Origin of the sequence: Lutibacter sp. HS1-25 (assembly GCF_004121075.1) — a bacterium.
In the GTDB taxonomy this organism is placed as follows: domain Bacteria; phylum Bacteroidota; class Bacteroidia; order Flavobacteriales; family Flavobacteriaceae; genus Lutibacter.
Window position 1 is genome coordinate 22,412 of record NZ_RHLN01000001.1, and the last position, 16,843, is coordinate 39,254.

At 29.1% G+C, this 16,843-nt stretch carries 16 protein-coding genes; 10 read left to right on the forward strand and 6 right to left on the reverse strand.

What is annotated here, in order from left to right:
• Nucleotides 1–380: 380 nt before the first annotated feature.
• On the forward strand, nt 381–1,229 hold the full coding sequence (locus EC396_RS00115; protein ID WP_129364666.1) for a class I SAM-dependent methyltransferase: 849 nt from the start codon (nt 381–383) through the stop codon (nt 1,227–1,229).
• Nucleotides 1,230–1,458: 229 nt separating this feature from the next.
• Nucleotides 1,459–1,968 (forward strand): OmpH family outer membrane protein, encoded by a 510-nt coding sequence (locus EC396_RS00120; protein WP_129364667.1) that lies wholly within the window; start codon nt 1,459–1,461, stop codon nt 1,966–1,968.
• 139 nt (nt 1,969–2,107) lie between these two features.
• Here the strand turns inward: EC396_RS00120 and EC396_RS00125 are convergent, their stop codons facing one another.
• The 6 genes from EC396_RS00125 to EC396_RS00150 form a co-directional block, all read right to left on the reverse strand.
• Nucleotides 2,108–2,632, reverse strand: a complete 525-nt coding sequence (locus EC396_RS00125) for a hypothetical protein (RefSeq protein ID WP_129364668.1) — start codon at nt 2,630–2,632, stop codon at nt 2,108–2,110.
• 10 nt (nt 2,633–2,642) lie between these two features.
• On the reverse strand, nt 2,643–3,038 hold the full coding sequence (locus EC396_RS00130) for a DoxX family protein (protein ID WP_129364669.1): 396 nt from the start codon (nt 3,036–3,038) through the stop codon (nt 2,643–2,645).
• A 1-nt stretch (nt 3,039) separates the two neighbouring features.
• Nucleotides 3,040–4,182, reverse strand: coding sequence for a DNA polymerase III subunit delta' (locus tag EC396_RS00135; protein WP_129364670.1), 1,143 nt, complete (start codon nt 4,180–4,182; stop codon nt 3,040–3,042).
• A 76-nt stretch (nt 4,183–4,258) separates the two neighbouring features.
• The gene (locus tag EC396_RS00140) at nt 4,259–5,275 is read right to left on the reverse strand and encodes a DUF481 domain-containing protein (protein WP_129364671.1); all 1,017 of its coding nucleotides are present in this window, start codon (nt 5,273–5,275) and stop codon (nt 4,259–4,261) included.
• 66 nt (nt 5,276–5,341) lie between these two features.
• Nucleotides 5,342–6,310, reverse strand: coding sequence for a tryptophan--tRNA ligase (gene trpS, locus EC396_RS00145; RefSeq protein ID WP_129364672.1), 969 nt, complete (start codon nt 6,308–6,310; stop codon nt 5,342–5,344).
• 87 nt (nt 6,311–6,397) lie between these two features.
• Nucleotides 6,398–6,637 (reverse strand): GlsB/YeaQ/YmgE family stress response membrane protein, encoded by a 240-nt coding sequence (locus tag EC396_RS00150; protein WP_129364673.1) that lies wholly within the window; start codon nt 6,635–6,637, stop codon nt 6,398–6,400.
• 159 nt (nt 6,638–6,796) lie between these two features.
• On the opposite strand from EC396_RS00150, the gene EC396_RS00155 reads away from it, so the two are divergent.
• The 8 genes from EC396_RS00155 (at nt 6,797) to EC396_RS00190 (ending at nt 16,773) form a co-directional block, all read left to right on the forward strand.
• Nucleotides 6,797–7,540 (forward strand): 1-acyl-sn-glycerol-3-phosphate acyltransferase, encoded by a 744-nt coding sequence (locus EC396_RS00155; protein ID WP_129364674.1) that lies wholly within the window; start codon nt 6,797–6,799, stop codon nt 7,538–7,540.
• Nucleotides 7,541–7,569: 29 nt separating this feature from the next.
• The gene (locus EC396_RS00160) at nt 7,570–8,229 is read left to right on the forward strand and encodes a hemolysin III family protein (RefSeq protein WP_129364675.1); all 660 of its coding nucleotides are present in this window, start codon (nt 7,570–7,572) and stop codon (nt 8,227–8,229) included.
• A gap of 142 nt (nt 8,230–8,371) precedes the next feature.
• Nucleotides 8,372–9,109 carry a LytTR family DNA-binding domain-containing protein gene (locus tag EC396_RS00165; RefSeq protein WP_129364676.1) on the forward strand — a complete coding sequence of 246 codons (738 nt, stop codon included), beginning with the start codon at nt 8,372–8,374 and terminating at the stop codon, nt 9,107–9,109.
• Nucleotides 9,110–9,112: 3 nt separating this feature from the next.
• Nucleotides 9,113–10,438 (forward strand): sensor histidine kinase, encoded by a 1,326-nt coding sequence (locus EC396_RS00170; RefSeq protein WP_129364677.1) that lies wholly within the window; start codon nt 9,113–9,115, stop codon nt 10,436–10,438.
• 123 nt (nt 10,439–10,561) lie between these two features.
• Nucleotides 10,562–10,795, forward strand: coding sequence for a hypothetical protein (locus EC396_RS00175; RefSeq protein WP_129364678.1), 234 nt, complete (start codon nt 10,562–10,564; stop codon nt 10,793–10,795).
• A 472-nt stretch (nt 10,796–11,267) separates the two neighbouring features.
• Nucleotides 11,268–13,598 (forward strand): two-component regulator propeller domain-containing protein, encoded by a 2,331-nt coding sequence (locus tag EC396_RS00180; protein ID WP_129364679.1) that lies wholly within the window; start codon nt 11,268–11,270, stop codon nt 13,596–13,598.
• 2 nt (nt 13,599–13,600) lie between these two features.
• The gene (recO, locus tag EC396_RS00185) at nt 13,601–14,317 is read left to right on the forward strand and encodes a DNA repair protein RecO (RefSeq protein WP_129364680.1); all 717 of its coding nucleotides are present in this window, start codon (nt 13,601–13,603) and stop codon (nt 14,315–14,317) included.
• Nucleotides 14,318–14,319: 2 nt separating this feature from the next.
• Entirely contained in the window at nt 14,320–16,773 is a 2,454-nt protein-coding gene (locus EC396_RS00190) for a TonB-dependent siderophore receptor (RefSeq protein WP_129364681.1), read from the forward strand.
• Nucleotides 16,774–16,843: the final 70 nt, after the last annotated feature.

Genomic DNA, 16,843 nt, shown 5'->3' on the forward strand with positions numbered 1-16,843 from the left:
AAATGTAAAGTTTTGTATTTTTAAAGGTTGAAATGTGTGGAGATGTAGAAAAGGTATTTGCTTTTTTTACAAGAAAAATGATGATTAAATACTTTGTTTTTTGTTATCCTAATTGCTAATTGAAGTAAAAATGATGGTTAAAAAAGAGAAGCATTGGTTTAGAAAAGTGAAATTTTACAAATCTAAATGTTAGATAAAAATGAAATAATTGTTGAAAGATTGAGAAATTTAAATTTTCAAAATTCGGAGTTAACACACTTAACAGTTTGAAATTTTTTAGTTGAACAGCTAAATAGTTATCTTATGTGGGTTTAGATAAGCTTAAAATTTAAAACCTAAAACTTCTAAAATTGTAATTAATTAAAAGCTATTTTTTTAAAATGAATTCAAAAAATGAACTTTATTTAACCTGTGAAGACTACACAGTTTCAAATAAAAAATTTGATTTATTGTATAACCCAGCGTTGGAAATGTTGGAAACTTATCCGCAACCAAAAGGAGTGGAGTTAGCTTCTTATTACGAAAGTTCTGATTATATTTCGCATACCGATTCAAAAGAAACAATTGTAGATAAATTGTATCAATTTGTAAAAAGCATTGCTTTAAAAAATAAATTGAGTTTGTTGAATTCATTTAAAACTTCTGAAAAAAATATACTTGATATAGGATGTGGAACAGGTGATTTTTTACAAACATGTAAAAATAATAGTTGGAATGTAGTAGGGGTAGAGCCAAATAAAAACGCTCGAAATTTAGCAGAAACAAAATTATCAACTAAAATTTATGAAGATCTTGATCAATTATCAAATCAACAATTTGATTGTATTTCCATGTGGCATGTGTTAGAACATGTGCCAGATTTAGACTTGTATATTTCAAAATTGAAATCATTATTAAAACAAAATGGCGTATTGATTGTAGCTGTTCCTAATTACAAAAGTTACGATGCGCAATATTATAAACAGTTTTGGGCAGCTTATGATGTTCCAAGGCATTTGTGGCATTTTTCAAAAAAATCAATTGAACTATTGTTTTCAAAAAATAAAATGAGTGTAGTAAAAATACTTCCAATGAAATTTGATTCGTTTTATGTTTCGTTGCTAAGCGAAAAGTATAAAACAGGAAATACTAATTTTTTGAAAGCATTTTATGTAGGATTTGTTTCAAATTTGAAAGCAATGAATTCTAAGCAGTATTCTTCGTTAATTTACGTGCTTAAAAATGACTAAAATACATTTTAAGCTTATTTAAGCGCACTTTCATACAAGTATAAGAAAACTGTAGTTGATACTCTGTTTTCGCCCTGAAAAGCGCTTATTTTAATTCATTTTTTATAGTAAAAAATGATTCTACTTCTAAAAATTATAAATAAAATCAATACTTGTAAAAACTAGCTATATGTTTGTTTTTTGTTATTATATTCGCCCAAAATTTAAATAAATTATATAAATTAAAAAAATGAAGAAATTATTAATAATTGTAGCTGCTATTGCACTAACATCATGTTCTGAAAATAAAATTGCTTATATTGATGTTGAAACTGTTATGAAAGAGTATAATGCAGCCGTAGCTTTAGAAACTGCATTTAAAGCACAACAACAAGAAATGTCTACTGAATTACAAGGTTTACAAGCACCTTTTCAAACAAAAGTTCAAGAGTACTACCAAAATGCTGAAAAAATGTCTCCAGCAAAAAGAGCTGAAGCTGAACAAGGTTTGCAACAAGAGCAACAAATGATTCAGGCTAGACAACAACAATTAACGCAACAATTACAACAAGAAAACCAAACAAAAAGCGAAGAATTGATTAAAACTGTTGATAGTTTAGTAGCAAATTACTCTAAATCTAAGGGTTTTAAATTGGTTTTAGGAACTCAAGGTAACGGAACTGTAATGTATGGTGATGATGCTTTAAATATTACTACAGATGTAATTAAAGTTTTAAACGATAGTTACGCAGCTAAATAAATCGAATAAAATATAATATAAAAACCTCATTATCAATTTGTTAATGAGGTTTTTTTTGTTTAATAAGGAATATAAAATTTTTAAATTAAGACTTAAAAGTTGAGAAACTAAATTACCGATAGTTGATACCAACTAAAATCTAGCTAGATTTAGCTCCAGAGAATTGATGATCTTTTATTTTAAACAAAATATTAAACGTTGTTAAACTACCGTAAATTCTAGTGATGTATTGTTGTAAATCTACTTTGTCTTGGTCGTCTAATTTACTCGAGTTTATTTTTTGTTCCATCACTCTTACACGGTCACGAACCATAACTATTTTATGAAAAAAAGTATCGATTGGAATTTCTTTACTAGCAAGATTGGTGTCTTGTGGTTCTAAAATTAATTTTCCACCTTTCCAACGATCTCCAATAGGTACAATTTCTGAAATATCAGACCATTGTTTCAACATGTTTTTTAACATAGATTCTACTTCGTAAAAGCTAATGGTATCAACTTCATCTTCAACAGCTTCAATTACTTCAAATTCGCTGTCTAATTCAATGGTTTCCAGTCCATTTTCAATAAAAGTGACCCAATAATGTTTTGTGGTTACATTGGTTACAACGCCCAATCCAAATTCTACATGTTTTATACGTGATCCAATTCCTAATAAATTCATAATCAAATTTTTATGTTAATAAATAAATGCCAATTACATTCAATATAAAATAGACGGTAATATTCATAGCGCCAGGATAATCTTTTGCCAATCGTTGTCCAAATAAAAACATAAGCAATGTAATTGCTGAAAGTTCTAAGCCTATTTTGGCTACTGTTGTTGTGTTTTCTGAAAATAAATGATACAATCCGATACTTAATAAAAGCAATACAAGGGTTTCAAAAATCACAATTTTTATCAATAAAAACGGAATAATATTTTGAAGAATGGTATTTTTAAAATGACTTTTATAGTAAGTAACTGTACCTTTCCAGTCAGTAATTTTTTCAAAAACCGACATAAAATAGGTAATTATAAAAAAGGCTACAATTAAAATTTCTGCCGAGTTTTTGTTGAAAATAGACATATTATGCTTGTTCTTTGCTGTGTAACAATCGGGTTAGTTTGATAGATAAATCTAGTAAAATTATTTTAGCATTACCGTTGCGTTCAATGTGGTACAGGGCATCATTTAATTCTTTGTCTATATCTAAAATATTGCCGCTGTGTACAAATGGAGCAAATTTTTCGAGGTTAAATCCAGGTGATTTTGGCGTTAAAAAAACCAATTCATCAGCATTATAATTTAACAACAAGGCTTGTCTAAAAAACTGTAAACAGTAGTTTAAAAAACGTTTTTGCGTTTCTCTTCCTGTTTTTGAAATGGTATCGCTCCAGGCAATCAATTCTTGAATTACGGCAGCATTTCCTTTTGCTTTAAAAGCGGCTCTTACCCAAACAATAAACCACTGTTCAAATTGTTCATCGGCATTGTCGTTGTGTATTAAATGCAAAGCTTTGTTGTAATTACCATCAGATTGTTGTGCAATTTGTTGAGCAATTGGAAGATCAGTATCTTCTTTTTCAACCAAACCTTTTACAATATCGGCTTCAGATAAAACAGGGAATTGCAATATTTGACAGCGAGATTTTATGGTTGTAATAATTTCTTCTTCATTTTCGGTAACTAAAATAAATACCGTTTTTTCTGGCGGTTCTTCTAATAATTTTAAGAGTTTATTGGCCGATGAATTGTTCATTTTTTCAGCCATCCAAATAATCATTATTTTGTAACCACCTTCATAACTTTTAAGTTTTAAAGATTTTACAATTTCATCGGCTTCATCAACACCAATTAAACCTTGTTTATTTTCAATTCCAAGAGTTTGTAACCATTCAAATAAGTTTCCATAAGGATTGGTAGTTACAAATTCTCTCCATTCTTTTAAAAAATCGGTACTAACAGGCTTTGTTTTTATAGCATTAGTAGTAGCTACAGGAAAGGCAAAATGCAAATCGGGATGCATTAATTTTTGGCATTTTAAGGCGCAATCTTCCTTGTTGTTACTGGTGCTGCACAAAATATATTGCGCATAGGCAATTGCCATAGGTAAAACACCCGAACCCTCGTTACCAACAAAAAGTTGTGCGTGAGAAATCCTGCCGTTATCGGTAGATTTTATCAAGTGTTTTTTTAAATATTCTTGTCCTAAAATTTCAGAAAAATTCATAAAAACAAAGATAGTAGAAAATTTCAGTAATTGTTTATTTGTTTAAAAGGGGAATGTTTTTGATTAAAACATCAAATTATTTTTTCCAACCTAAAGTAGTTTGAAACGTGTAATCATTATCTGGAGCACCTATAGCTGGCTGATTGTCAAAGTTATAAGTGATAGCTGATTTGATATATATTTTTGAAGTAATATCGTATTTTAAACTTAAATTACAATCAAAACGTACCCTTCCTTTTTCTGTAATACTTGGTAAAAAAGTAGCCGATGATGATAAACTAAAATCGCCAAGGTTGTATTTATTAAATTCGGCATTAAATGAAGACTCTAAACTGCTTTTATTATTTAATGCAACGGAGTATTTTTCAATGTTAAAAGCCAAACCAACACCTCCGCCTAAATAAAGATTGTTATTTTTAATAAAAAAGTAACCAGCACCTGCGCTACCAGTAGTTCTTAAATCTAATTTTTGATCGCTATTTGACAAAAAATCAACATTTACCTGTAAAAACCAATCTTTTTGTAAAAAACGTTGTATAGATGAATTAGATTCAAAACGGCTAATATCATCGGTATTATCTTGTCGGCTATAAACCACATTGACTCCTGTTAAAAAGTTCCACTGAATTCCTTTGTAATTAACTTTGGCATTTCCGGTTACTTGAGAAAAATTATTGGCTTGTGTTAACGAAAAACCAGCTCCAAATGAAATATCCATTCTTTGATAAAACGAATCTTTTATGGGATCTAGTGAGGTTAGTTTGTTTAAATCTGTTTTAATTTTTTCACCTTCAAAAATTACAATAATTCGTTTTTTATTGATTGAATCTGTTTTAACTGAACTATTAAATCTTCTCCCATCAGTTAAAGTTAAAATAAATGTTTGATTGCTATAAATTTCTTTAACTCTATTCCATTTAATTTTAAAATCGCTATCGCTGTATGAAGTACTAAATGAAAGGATGCTTTTGTCTAAACGTTTAACTTTTCCAATTAATGTTTCACCATTGAAAAGTTTTATAGAATCTTTTTGAGAATAGCAATAAAAACCCATCAGAAAAAAAACGACGGAAAAAGTAATTTTTTTAAACATATTTTTAGCAATGTAAAAATTAACATTGCTAAAAATACATTTTTTCTTTTAAAGAGGAAATAGAAATTAATAACCTATTTTTGCTCTAACTCTTTTAAGTACATCAGAAGCTACAGCTTTTGCTTTTTCAGCACCTATAGCCAAGGCCTTATCAATTTCATCCAAATTATTTATAAAATAGTTGTAACGTTCTCTTTCAACCACATAGCGTTCTATTAATAAGTCGTAAAAAGCTTGTTTTGCTGTTCCGTAACCATAATTTCCACCTTCATAATTTGCTCTCATTTCAGCAATTTGAGTTTCTGAAGCCAGTAATTTATACAAAGCAAATAAGTTACAAGTATCCGGATTTTTAGGGTCTTCAAGCGGCGTAGAATCTGTTTGAATTTTCATTATTTGTTTGCGCAATTGCTTGTCTGGTAAAAACAAATTGATAATATTTCCGCTAGATTTACTCATTTTTCCACCATCAGTTCCAGGCACCCACATTGTACCATCTTGTATTTTTGCTTCTGGCGGAACCAATGTTTCTCCCATTTGATGGTTAAAACGATTGGCAACATCACGTGTTATTTCTAAATGTTGTAATTGATCTTTTCCAACAGGTACAATTTCAGCATCGTATAATAAAATATCGGCAGCCATTAACATTGGATAGCCAAATAAACCAGCATTTACATCTTCTAATCTATCGGCTTTGTCTTTAAAACTATGCGCTAAAGTCAGCCTTTGATAAGGAAAAAAACAACTTAAATACCAAGATAGTTCAGTAACTTGAGGAATATCACTTTGACGATAAAAAACGGTTTTATTAACATCTAATCCAAATGCAAGCCAGGTTGCAGCAGTGCTATAAGTGTTTTGACGTAATTCTTCACCATTTTTTATTTGTGTTAGCGAATGCATATCTGCAATAAATAAAAAAGATTCATTTTTAGGATTATTTGCCATTTCAATAGCAGGGATAATTGCACCTAATAAGTTTCCTAAGTGTGGTGTTCCAGTACTTTGAACACCTGTTAAAATTCTTGACATTTATTTTTGTTTAATTCAGCAAAAGTAAGTATTTCAACCGCATAAAAAAAGCAGCAAGAGCCGCTTTATTGAAATTTAGCAACAATGCTATTTTTTCTTTGTAACACCTGCAATGGCTAAAATTACTACTGCTCCAATAACGCCTTCTAACAAAGCTCCAAAAGTGCCGTTTAAAATTACAATGCCTAAAAGACCAAAAATCCAACTACCTACAAAACCACCAACAATACCAAGAATTATATTTTTAAAAATTCCATAACCGCCACCTTTCATAATACTTCCGGCAAGCCAACCAGCAACACCACCAATAATAATTGCGTAAATCATAAAAAAAATTATTAAAATTAATAAGTGATGAAATTAAGAAAAATAAATAATTAAGTGCCTGTAAATTTTTACATTTGACAATGTTAAGTATTATAAATTTAATATTTATGGCTTGTAGCGAACAACATTTGTTACAAAAAGATGATAAAATGTAAACAAATGAAAGTTTTTAAAACTGTTTTTTATATAGTTTGGCGTTGCTGGTTTTACGGTTGGGTATTATTTACAATGCTTCCAGTTTTACCCATATTATTAATAGTTACTTCAACCGAAAAATTGTATCCTGTTTTTTTTAAAATTGCAAAAGCCTGGGCTAATACTGTACTTTTTGTAATGGGTTTTAAAATAAATTTAGAACAAGAGCAGTTGTTTGACCCAACAAAAAGTTATATGCTTTGTCCAAATCATACATCAATGATTGATATAATGGTAATGCTATCTGTAGCTAAATATCCATTTGTTTTTGTAGGCAAGGCAGAGCTAACTAAAATTCCGATTTTTGGTTTTTTTTACAAACGAACCTGTATTATTGTTGATAGAAATAACAGTAAAAGTAGAACGGCAGTTTTTAATGAAGCCAGAGCAAGATTGAGCAATGGTTTAGATGTTTGTATTTTTCCTGAAGGATTGGTGCCTGATGATGAAACTGTTGTTTTAAGCGAATTTAAAAAAGGTGCTTTTAGGTTGGCAATAGAGCATCAAATACCCATTGTACCAATAAGTTTTTACGATTGTAAAAAACGTTTTTCTTATACATTTTTTAGTGGTGGACCAGGAAAATTAAGAGTAAAAATTCATAAATTTATTTATACCGAAGGATTGACCTTAAAAGATTGCGATGCGTTAAAAGATAAAACCTTCAATTTAATTTATAATGATTTGCTTTTGAAGCAAAAAAATTAAATAAATTTTAATTGTTTTAAACTTAAACAATGATAAAAGGTAAAGTAAAATATTACGATCCAAAAGAAGAAAAACTAAATGTTATTTCACACGGACTAGGACTTTTATTAAGTATTGTTGCATTTGTTTTACTTATTGTTTATTCAACTTTGTATGGTAGTTCTTGGCATGTTATTAGCTTTGGTATTTATGGTGCTAGTTTAATTTTATTATACTCCGCATCTACTTTGTATCACTATGTTCAAAATCCACAATTAAGGCAAAAATTAAATGTATTTGACCACGCAGCTATTTATGTTTTAATTGCAGGTACATACACTCCTTTTACACTGGTAGTTTTAAAAGGATGGATTGGCTGGGCCATTTTTGGTGTGTCGTGGGGCTTGGCTATTATTGGTATTGTTTTTAAATTATTTTATACAGGTAAATACGATAAATTATCTACAATTACTTATGTATTAATGGGTTGGTTAATGCTTTTTGCAATTAAACCATTGGTAAATAATTTAGCTGTTGAAGGTTTGTTATGGTTATTGGCAGGTGGTATTTTGTACACAATTGGCGCTATTTTATACAGTATAAAAAGTATTAAATATAACCATGCTATTTTTCATATTTTTGTATTATTAGGAAGTTTTTCTCATTTTATGGCAGTGTTTTTTTATGTTTTGCCAATTAAAAATAATTAAGTATTTACCATATAAAATCTTTGTTTTAGAATGTTTTTTTAAATGAAATTCATCTAAAACTTTAAATACAAAACTAAGTTTTTGAACATGATTTCAAAAGTTGTATATTGCAACAAAATAATATAACATCTACCCATTAAATATGCTACGAATTTTATTAGTCGATGATGAAAATGACGCTTTAGAAGCGCTTGAATGGAAGTTGAATAAATATATTGAAAATGTGGAAGTTACAACATGTAACTCACCTTTAAAGGCAATTTCTATTATTGATGAAACGAAACCTGATGTGGTATTTTTGGATATCCAAATGCCAGAGATGGATGGTTTTTCTATGATTGAAAAATTAAATAATAGAGATTTCAACTTAATTTTCACAACAGCTCACGACGAATTTGCGCTAAAAGCAATCAAAGTATCTGCTATTGACTACCTTCTTAAGCCGGTTGATAAAGATGAATTATTAGCTGCAATGGAAAAAGTTAAAAAACCTAAAAAAGGAGATTTTTTAGAAAGCAAATTGCAATTGTTGTTAAATAATTTAAACGACAATAATGATAAAATTAATATCTCTGCTGATGGTAAAGTATACATTTTAGAAAGAGATGATGTTGTGATGTTAAAATCTGATAAAAGTTATACCACTATTTATTTAAAATCTGAACAACAAATTTTAGTTTCTAAGACTTTAAAAGAGGTAGAAAAGAAATTTTTATTTTCCGAATTTTATAGAGTCCATAATTCGTATTTAATTAACTTAAACCATGTAAAAGAGTACTTAAAAGGTTTGGGGGGAGAATTAATTATGACCAACGGATTAACAGCCAGTATTAGTAGAAATAGAAAAATTGAACTGTTCAAAAAACTTTACTTAGACTAAAGAATGTTATTAGATATTCATTCTGAAATATATTCTTGGATAAGGGGAGGTGTCTTTGTACTTTTCCTATATCATTTAATCATTTATTTTCAGAATAAAGATAAATTATACTTGTTCTATAGTTTGTATCTTTTAACAATGACAGTTTATTTATCACAACCATTGATAAATAAATTTATTCCAAATTACTCAGAATACATCAATTTTTCAATCCAATTTTTAGCATACGGATTGTATATTTCGTTTGCTAGATATTTACTTGATTCTAGAGCAAACTTGTTAGAGTGGGACAGGTATTTTGAGTTTGTGACCAAAGTGTTGTTCTTTCTTGCTCCAATTTTTGTTTTAATCCAAATTTTGTTGGGTTATCAGTTTCAGGTGAAAGCTTTTATGGTTATAGCTCCTTTAATTTCAATTTTTGGGCTTTTTTGTTTTTACATTATTATTACTAAAATTCATGATAGTTCAGCAAAATATTTTGTAATTGCTACATTGTTTTATTTGGTATTTGCAAATATTACTTTTTTAGAACTGTTTACTGGTGAGAGCGTTTTTCTTAATGTAGGAGTAGAATCGTTGTTTTTTATCTATCAAGGAGTTGCAATTCAATCTATAATTTTATCTATAATTATTGGTTCAATTATTAAAAAAATTGAACAAAAAAGTAAAAATGCAGAGATACGTTTGGCTGTTAAATTAAAAGAAATGGAAGAGTTAAAAATGACGGTTTTACAAAGTCAAATGAATCCACATTTTTTATTTAACTCTTTAAACTCAATAAATAATTTTGTTATTAAAAGTGATGTAGAAAAAGCTTCAGATTATATAACTAAATTTTCAAGATTAATACGTGTTATTTTAAACAGTTCAATGAGTCCAACATCTACATTAGCTGAAGAATTAGGAATTTTATCATTGTATGTTAAATTAGAACAAATGAGGGTAAGTGGTGGTTTTGAATATATTGTAAATGTTGAGGATAATTTAAATTTAGAACCTATAAAAGTACCACCGTTATTTTTGCAACCTTTTATTGAAAATGCAATTTGGCATGGAATAATGAAAAAAGAGGGCGAAAAAACAATAGAACTAACTATTAAAAGAGAAGGAGATACCGTTTTTTGTATCATTGTTGATAATGGAATAGGTATTAATAAGGCGAAAGAATTAGATCATATGTCTCAAAAGCGTAAATTTTTTGGAGCCAAGGCAACTGAAAACAGAATACGTATTTTGTATAAAAATAAAGACGTTCATATTGAGACTAAAGACATCTCTTCTAGCACAACTTCAGGTACGCAGGTTTCAATTAGTTTTCCCTTTAATTAAGGCTATTACCGTTTATTTGTATAAAAATACCGTTTGTAAATTTTCTACTATTGTTTGTACACTTTAACTAAAATTAAGATTTTTCTTAAGTACTTTTGTCAAAATAGTACATATTTAAGATAAATGTCAATATTAAAATTCACCATACCGTCAGATTCTAAGATATTAAATGATATTGAAAATAGTCATATTGATGTTAAATTTATTGGATCTGCTAGCGTTGTTCAAAACATAGGAGAAACTATTTTTACTAGAACTATACAATTTAGTAAAGAGAATGTTGTAAAAAAAGCCATTTATAAAAAGAAAGGTGCTTCTTGGGGTTTTGATTCATTGGTAGAAGTTGTAAAGTTATAATCCTACTCATAGCTTTTTTTAATTACACGTACTATAATTTTAAGATATATCAAGGTAGTTGTTTTTCTTCAGTTGAAATAAAATACTGATAACAAGTATTTTATGTCTGTTTTTTGTAAAAATTTATTTAAAATGTTGGTTTTTCAACTTCAATTAGGTGCTAAATATCATTTTATTGTGATTTAAGACAACCATTTGTTAATAATCGACTACCGTTTATATATTTTTTGCGAGCATTTGTGAAATTTGTTAAAATGATATCATTATCCGTTGTATATTTGTCTTGTATTATTGTCAAGAGGGGTTTTGACACAATGCATTAAAACATTAAATAAGTCTTTGGGGTTGATTTATTTATTCCTTGAACATTGTAATTCGAATGCAATGTTCAAGGTTTTTTTTTGCTTTAAATTCAACCTAAAATCAATACCTTTACCGCTTACATTAAATATTGATACATTTGAAATAATTTATGAAAAAAATTAGTCAAATAATAATCCTGCTTTTCTTTCAATTTAGTATTGCCCAATTTGATTATTCTGATAGTTGGGAAGATTTTTATTCCTACAATAATGTAAAGGATTTTGTTAAAGTAGAAAATGAAATCTATGCAATTGTTGACAATGCCGTATTTAAATACAATATAAATTCTGGTGAAATTAATAAAATTTCATCGGTAAACGGACTTACAGGCGAAACAACAACCAGTATATATTACAGCAAGGCTTTTGAAAAAATGGTGGTTGGTTATGAAACTGGATTGATTGAAATTATTGATAAAAAGGGAAATATTACTGTTGCTAAGGATATTGTTAATTTTAATTATTCGGGTAGCAAACAAATTAATGATATTTCAGAGTTTGAAAATAACTTATATATAGCAACTTCATTTGCTGTTGTAGTTTATAATATTGAAAAATTACAATTTGGCGATACTTATTTTATTGGAAACCAATCAACTGAAATAAAAGTAAACGATATTCAAATTGTTAATGATATTATTTATGCGGCTACTGAAAACGGTATTTTTACTGCAAATGTGCGCAATCCGTATTTAATTGATTACAACAGTTGGACTCAAAATTTTACTGGAGATTTTGTTGCTATAGAATTGTTTAATAATGAAATTTATACCGCCAAATCTCGTAATTTATATACATTTAGTTCAAATAACTTAATAGCTAAAAAAACATATTCTCAAAATATTTTAAGTTTAAAAGCATCTTCAAATTATTTGTCAATTGCAACTCAAAGAATTGTAAATGTTATTGATCAAAATTTATTAGACATTGTAAATTATACAACAAATTCTAATAATGATTTTTATTACAATTTAAATACGGCTTATTTTGAGGCAAACACCTTGTTTTTAGGAACAAAAGAATTTGGAATTTTAAAAAGTATTTTACCAAATGTTGATATTTTTGAAGAAATTCACCCCGATGGCCCAACTTCTAATGCCGTATTTTCTATAGCAGCAAAAGATGGGCATTTATGGGCTGTTTATGGAGGTTATGACGGCGCATATACGCCATTAAATGGTAAGTACCCATACAGTCATTTTAATGGTGAAAATTGGGTAAATAAACCTTATAAAGATTTTAATGTCAAAAATCTGGTAAATATAACTTTTGATGATTTAAATGTAAACAAAGTTTATATAAGTTCTTGGGGAGCAAGTGGTCCAACCGACATTTCAAATACTGGAGGTATGTTAATTGTTGAAGATGATGAAGTGTCAGAATTTTGGAATTTCACCAATAGCCCTCTCGAAAAAGTATTTTTACCAACAGCTCCTAATTATTTATCAACCAGAATCAATGGTTCAGCTTTTGATAGATCGGGTAATTTATGGATTGCCAATGCTTGGGTTGATAATAGAATTAAGAAATACGCTGAAAGTGGAAGTTGGAAAAGTGTAGATATGAGTTCTGTTATTACAAATACAGCCCTTGGTTTAAACGAATTGATAGTTGATAGAACCAATACTGTATATATAGGTTCAAGGCGAAATGGTGTTTTGGCTTATAATGAAAACGGTGAAAAAAAGGCTTCACTTACTACCGAAGAAAATAAAGGTTCTTTACCCGATTTAAATGTAAGAACCATTCAGGTTGATAGTCGTAATAGACTTTGGATTGGTACCTTAAAGGGTTTGGTGGTACTTTATAATGCATCTAATTTATTCAATCAAAACGTTGTTAATGCAGAGCCTGTAATTATTTTAGATGATGGTGTTCCTAAAAAACTTTTAGGTGAATCTGTTGTAAACAGTATAGCTATTGATGGAGCAGACAATAAATGGTTTGGTACTTTATCGGGTGGTGCACTTCAAACCAATCCTAATGGTGCAACTACTTTAAATAATTTCAATAAATTCAACTCCCCTTTGCCTTCAAACAACATTTTAAAAATTGCAATTGATAGCAATTCAGGTATTGTTTATTTTGCAACAGATAAAGGTATAGTTGCATATAATAGCAATGTTTCTGTATATGGAGAAAGTTTAACTGAAGTATATGCATATCCCAATCCTTCAACCAAAACAAACGAATTTATAACTATTGATGGTAGAAATGGAACTCATTTACCTAAAGGAACCAATGTAAAAATTGTGGATACTGCCGGAAATTTGGTTTATGAAACCAATGTGCAGGAAGGTGATGAGTTATTTGGTGGTAAGGTTGTTTGGAACAAAACAAATTTAGCTGGTAAAAAAGTAGCTTCTGGAGTTTATATTGTTTTGTTAACTGCTAATGACAAAACAGAAACGCAAGTGGCTAAAATTGCCATAATTAATTAAAAATGATTGAGAGTACAAAAGCAATTGTTTTAAGTAGTATAAAATATGGAGATACTAGTTTAATAACAACTTGTTATACTGAAAATTACGGAATTAAATCGTACCTTTTAAGAGGTGTACTAAAGTCCAAAAAAAGCAATATTAAGGCGGCTTATTTTCAGCCTTTAATGCAACTTCAACTAACAGCAAATCACAATAATAAAGGAACTTTAAATAGTTTAAAAGAAGTGTCTGTATCTCATTTTTACAATGCGATATATACCGATATTAAAAAGCAAACTATTGCTTTGTTTTTGGCTGAGATGGTATACAATTCTATAAAAGAAGAAGAGCAAAATAGTGATTTATTTAAATACCTTGAAACCTCTTTTTTATGGCTCGATACACATACAAATTGTTCAAATTTTCACTTATTATTTCTGTTAAATTTAACCAAGTATTTGGGCTTTTATCCTGAATTAAATGTGGTTAAAGCTCCTTATTTTGATTTGTTAGAAGGAAGCTTTTCAATAAACAACAAACCAAACGCTGTTTCAGGCGAAAACTTAAGTCAATTTAAAAAGCTTTTAGGCATAAATTTTGATGTATTAGACCAGGTTGATTTTAATGCCGCAAATAGGCAGGCAGTTTTAACCATTCTTGTTCAATATTACGAATTGCATTTGGGTAGTTTTAAAAAACCAAAATCATTAAATGTTTTAAAGGCTGTATTTAGTTAATTATGAGAATTTTATTTTTATTTCTTCTTTTTATTGTAACGTTATCAGTTAAAGCACAAAAGGTTAGGTTGTTAGAACGTGGATCAGGATTTCCTATTGAAAATGTTACAATTTACAATGAAACTAAAGGGATTATAGTTTATACCGATAAAAAAGGGATTGCTAATTTATCGCTGTTTAATGATTCAGATATTATTTCATTCAATCACATTGGTTTTTACGAATATGAAATTTTAAAGCGAGAACTATCAGTTATTGAATATGTGGTGTATTTAAATAAAAAAGCCGAATTTTTAGAAGAAATAGTATTATCAGCTTCAAAAGGAAATGAAGTTAGGAGTAGAATTGCCGAGCAAGTTGATGTAGTTTCAGAAGCTGAAATTTTACGATTAGCACCACAAACATCGGCCGATTTGTTGGCGTTTTTACCGGGAGTTAGAGTTCAAAAATCACAATTTGGAGGCGGAAGCCCTGTTTTAAGAGGTATGGAAGCCAACCGTGTTTTATTGGTTGTTGATGGTGTTAGAATGAACAACGGTATTTATAGAACGGGTCATTTACAAAATTCAATTTCTGTTTCGCCAAATATTTTAGAAAGAACCGAAGTGCTTTTTGGACCATCATCAGTTGTTTATGGATCTGATGCCTTAGGAGGTGTAATTCATTATTATACAAAATCACCAAAAGTTAGTGAAAAAACCATAATTAACAGTGCTATTTTTTCTCGTTATAGTACTGCAAATAATGAAATTACTACTGAAGGTAATTTAGAACTTAGATTTAAAAAGTGGGCATCATTTACCGATGTTACTTATAGTAATTTTGGAGATTTGAGAATGGGAGACAACAGAACGCACGGTTTTGATACCTGGGGAAAAGTTTATGAATATTCTAACAACACAAGCACTTATTACAATCCAAATCCAGTTCAAAATTCAAATCCAAATATTCAAAAAAACACTAATTTTAGTCAAACAGATGTATTGCAAAAGTTTGTTGTTCCACTTTCTGATAACACAGAATTTGATTTCAATTTTCAATATTCAGTATCTTCAAACAACCCAAGATTTGACAATTTAACCGAATATTCTGGAGGCGAATTAAAATTTGCAGAGTGGTATTATGGACCTCAAAAACGCTTGCTAATTTCGCCACAGTTAAAAATAAATCCTGATAAAAAATTGTTAGAAAGCGGTACTATTGTTTTGGCATATCAAAATATAAAAGAGTCTAGAGTGCAACGTAAATTTACTAGTTTAGATGGATATTACAGAGATGAAACTGTAAATGTTTTAAGTTTAAATGGTGACTTTTTTGTGCCTTTAACTAAAGATGAAACACGTGTATTTTCGTATGGAGGAGAGCTTACATATAACAAAGTAGATTCGGATGCAATAGGAAAAACACTAGAGGTTTACAACAATTCGGTGATAGGTATTGCAAACGAGTTTACCATACAATCTCGTTATCCAGAAGGTGGTAGTACCTATTCTAGCGCAGCGGCATATATTAATTACAGACAAAATATAAGTAAACGATCTACACTAAATACAGGTGTTCGTTTAACGGGTACGCATTTAACGGCTAAATGGATAGATGATACATTTATAATCTTGCCAGATATGGATATTAGTTTAAATAATGCAGCGGTTACAGCAACTGTAGGCTATATTTTTAGACCATCTGTAAATTGGCAAATGAATGGTGTTGTATCTTCAGGATTTAGATCTCCAAATATTGATGATATTGGAAAAATTAGAGAAAAAGGCGGAGAAGTTACCGTTCCAAATATGTATTTAAAACCAGAGTATGCTTATAATTTTGAAACTACAATTTTAAAATACTTCAATAATAAAACATTTCAAACCGGATTAAATATTTATTACACGTTACTTCATAATTATATTACGCGTGATTATTTTGATTTAAATGGCTCTTCAACAATTATTTATGATGGAGAGGAAGTGTTAACAATGGCAAATGTTAACAAAAAAAATGCATATATTTTTGGAGGTACTTTTAGCGTAAACGGTAATTTTAATGCCAATTGTTACGCCAATGGCTCAATTACATATACACAAGGAAAGGCTTATGATACCAAAGACCCTTTATCATCTATTCCTCCGTTGTTTGGTTCTTTGGGTACAGGTTATCAAAATGAACGATTTAATGTAGGTGTAAAATGGATTTTTAATGGTAAAAAAAGTATTGATAAATACAATTTGGTGGAAGGAATAGATAATATTGAACAAACGCCTTACAATGCTTCTTTAGACACTTATTATGGTAGTCCTAGTTGGTATATTTTTAACATCAACGCTAATTATAAGCTCAATAAAAATTTTAGTTTTTTTGTAAATTTCGACAATATTTTTGATACTCATTACAAAGAATTTGCTTCAGCTATAAGCGCCCCTGGCCGTAATTTTTCTGCTTCCTTATTGATAAACATATAGTTTAAAAAGGTAAATAATAGTCTTTAATTTACCGTTTGTATTAAAAATAATGCATTTTATTAACTTTATA

Coding starts and splice junctions, on each gene's coding strand:
- EC396_RS00115 (WP_129364666.1), top strand. CDS start 381: ATGAATTCAAAAAATGAACTTTATTTAACCTGTGAAGACTACACAGTT.
- EC396_RS00120 (WP_129364667.1), top strand. CDS start 1,459: ATGAAGAAATTATTAATAATTGTAGCTGCTATTGCACTAACATCATGT.
- EC396_RS00125 (WP_129364668.1), bottom strand. CDS start 2,632: ATGAATTTATTAGGAATTGGATCACGTATAAAACATGTAGAATTTGGA.
- EC396_RS00130 (WP_129364669.1), bottom strand. CDS start 3,038: ATGTCTATTTTCAACAAAAACTCGGCAGAAATTTTAATTGTAGCCTTT.
- EC396_RS00135 (WP_129364670.1), bottom strand. CDS start 4,182: ATGAATTTTTCTGAAATTTTAGGACAAGAATATTTAAAAAAACACTTG.
- EC396_RS00140 (WP_129364671.1), bottom strand. CDS start 5,275: ATGTTTAAAAAAATTACTTTTTCCGTCGTTTTTTTTCTGATGGGTTTT.
- trpS (WP_129364672.1), bottom strand. CDS start 6,310: ATGTCAAGAATTTTAACAGGTGTTCAAAGTACTGGAACACCACACTTA.
- EC396_RS00150 (WP_129364673.1), bottom strand. CDS start 6,637: ATGATTTACGCAATTATTATTGGTGGTGTTGCTGGTTGGCTTGCCGGA.
- EC396_RS00155 (WP_129364674.1), top strand. CDS start 6,797: ATGAAAGTTTTTAAAACTGTTTTTTATATAGTTTGGCGTTGCTGGTTT.
- EC396_RS00160 (WP_129364675.1), top strand. CDS start 7,570: ATGATAAAAGGTAAAGTAAAATATTACGATCCAAAAGAAGAAAAACTA.
- EC396_RS00165 (WP_129364676.1), top strand. CDS start 8,372: ATGCTACGAATTTTATTAGTCGATGATGAAAATGACGCTTTAGAAGCG.
- EC396_RS00170 (WP_129364677.1), top strand. CDS start 9,113: ATGTTATTAGATATTCATTCTGAAATATATTCTTGGATAAGGGGAGGT.
- EC396_RS00175 (WP_129364678.1), top strand. CDS start 10,562: ATGTCAATATTAAAATTCACCATACCGTCAGATTCTAAGATATTAAAT.
- EC396_RS00180 (WP_129364679.1), top strand. CDS start 11,268: ATGAAAAAAATTAGTCAAATAATAATCCTGCTTTTCTTTCAATTTAGT.
- recO (WP_129364680.1), top strand. CDS start 13,601: ATGATTGAGAGTACAAAAGCAATTGTTTTAAGTAGTATAAAATATGGA.
- EC396_RS00190 (WP_129364681.1), top strand. CDS start 14,320: ATGAGAATTTTATTTTTATTTCTTCTTTTTATTGTAACGTTATCAGTT.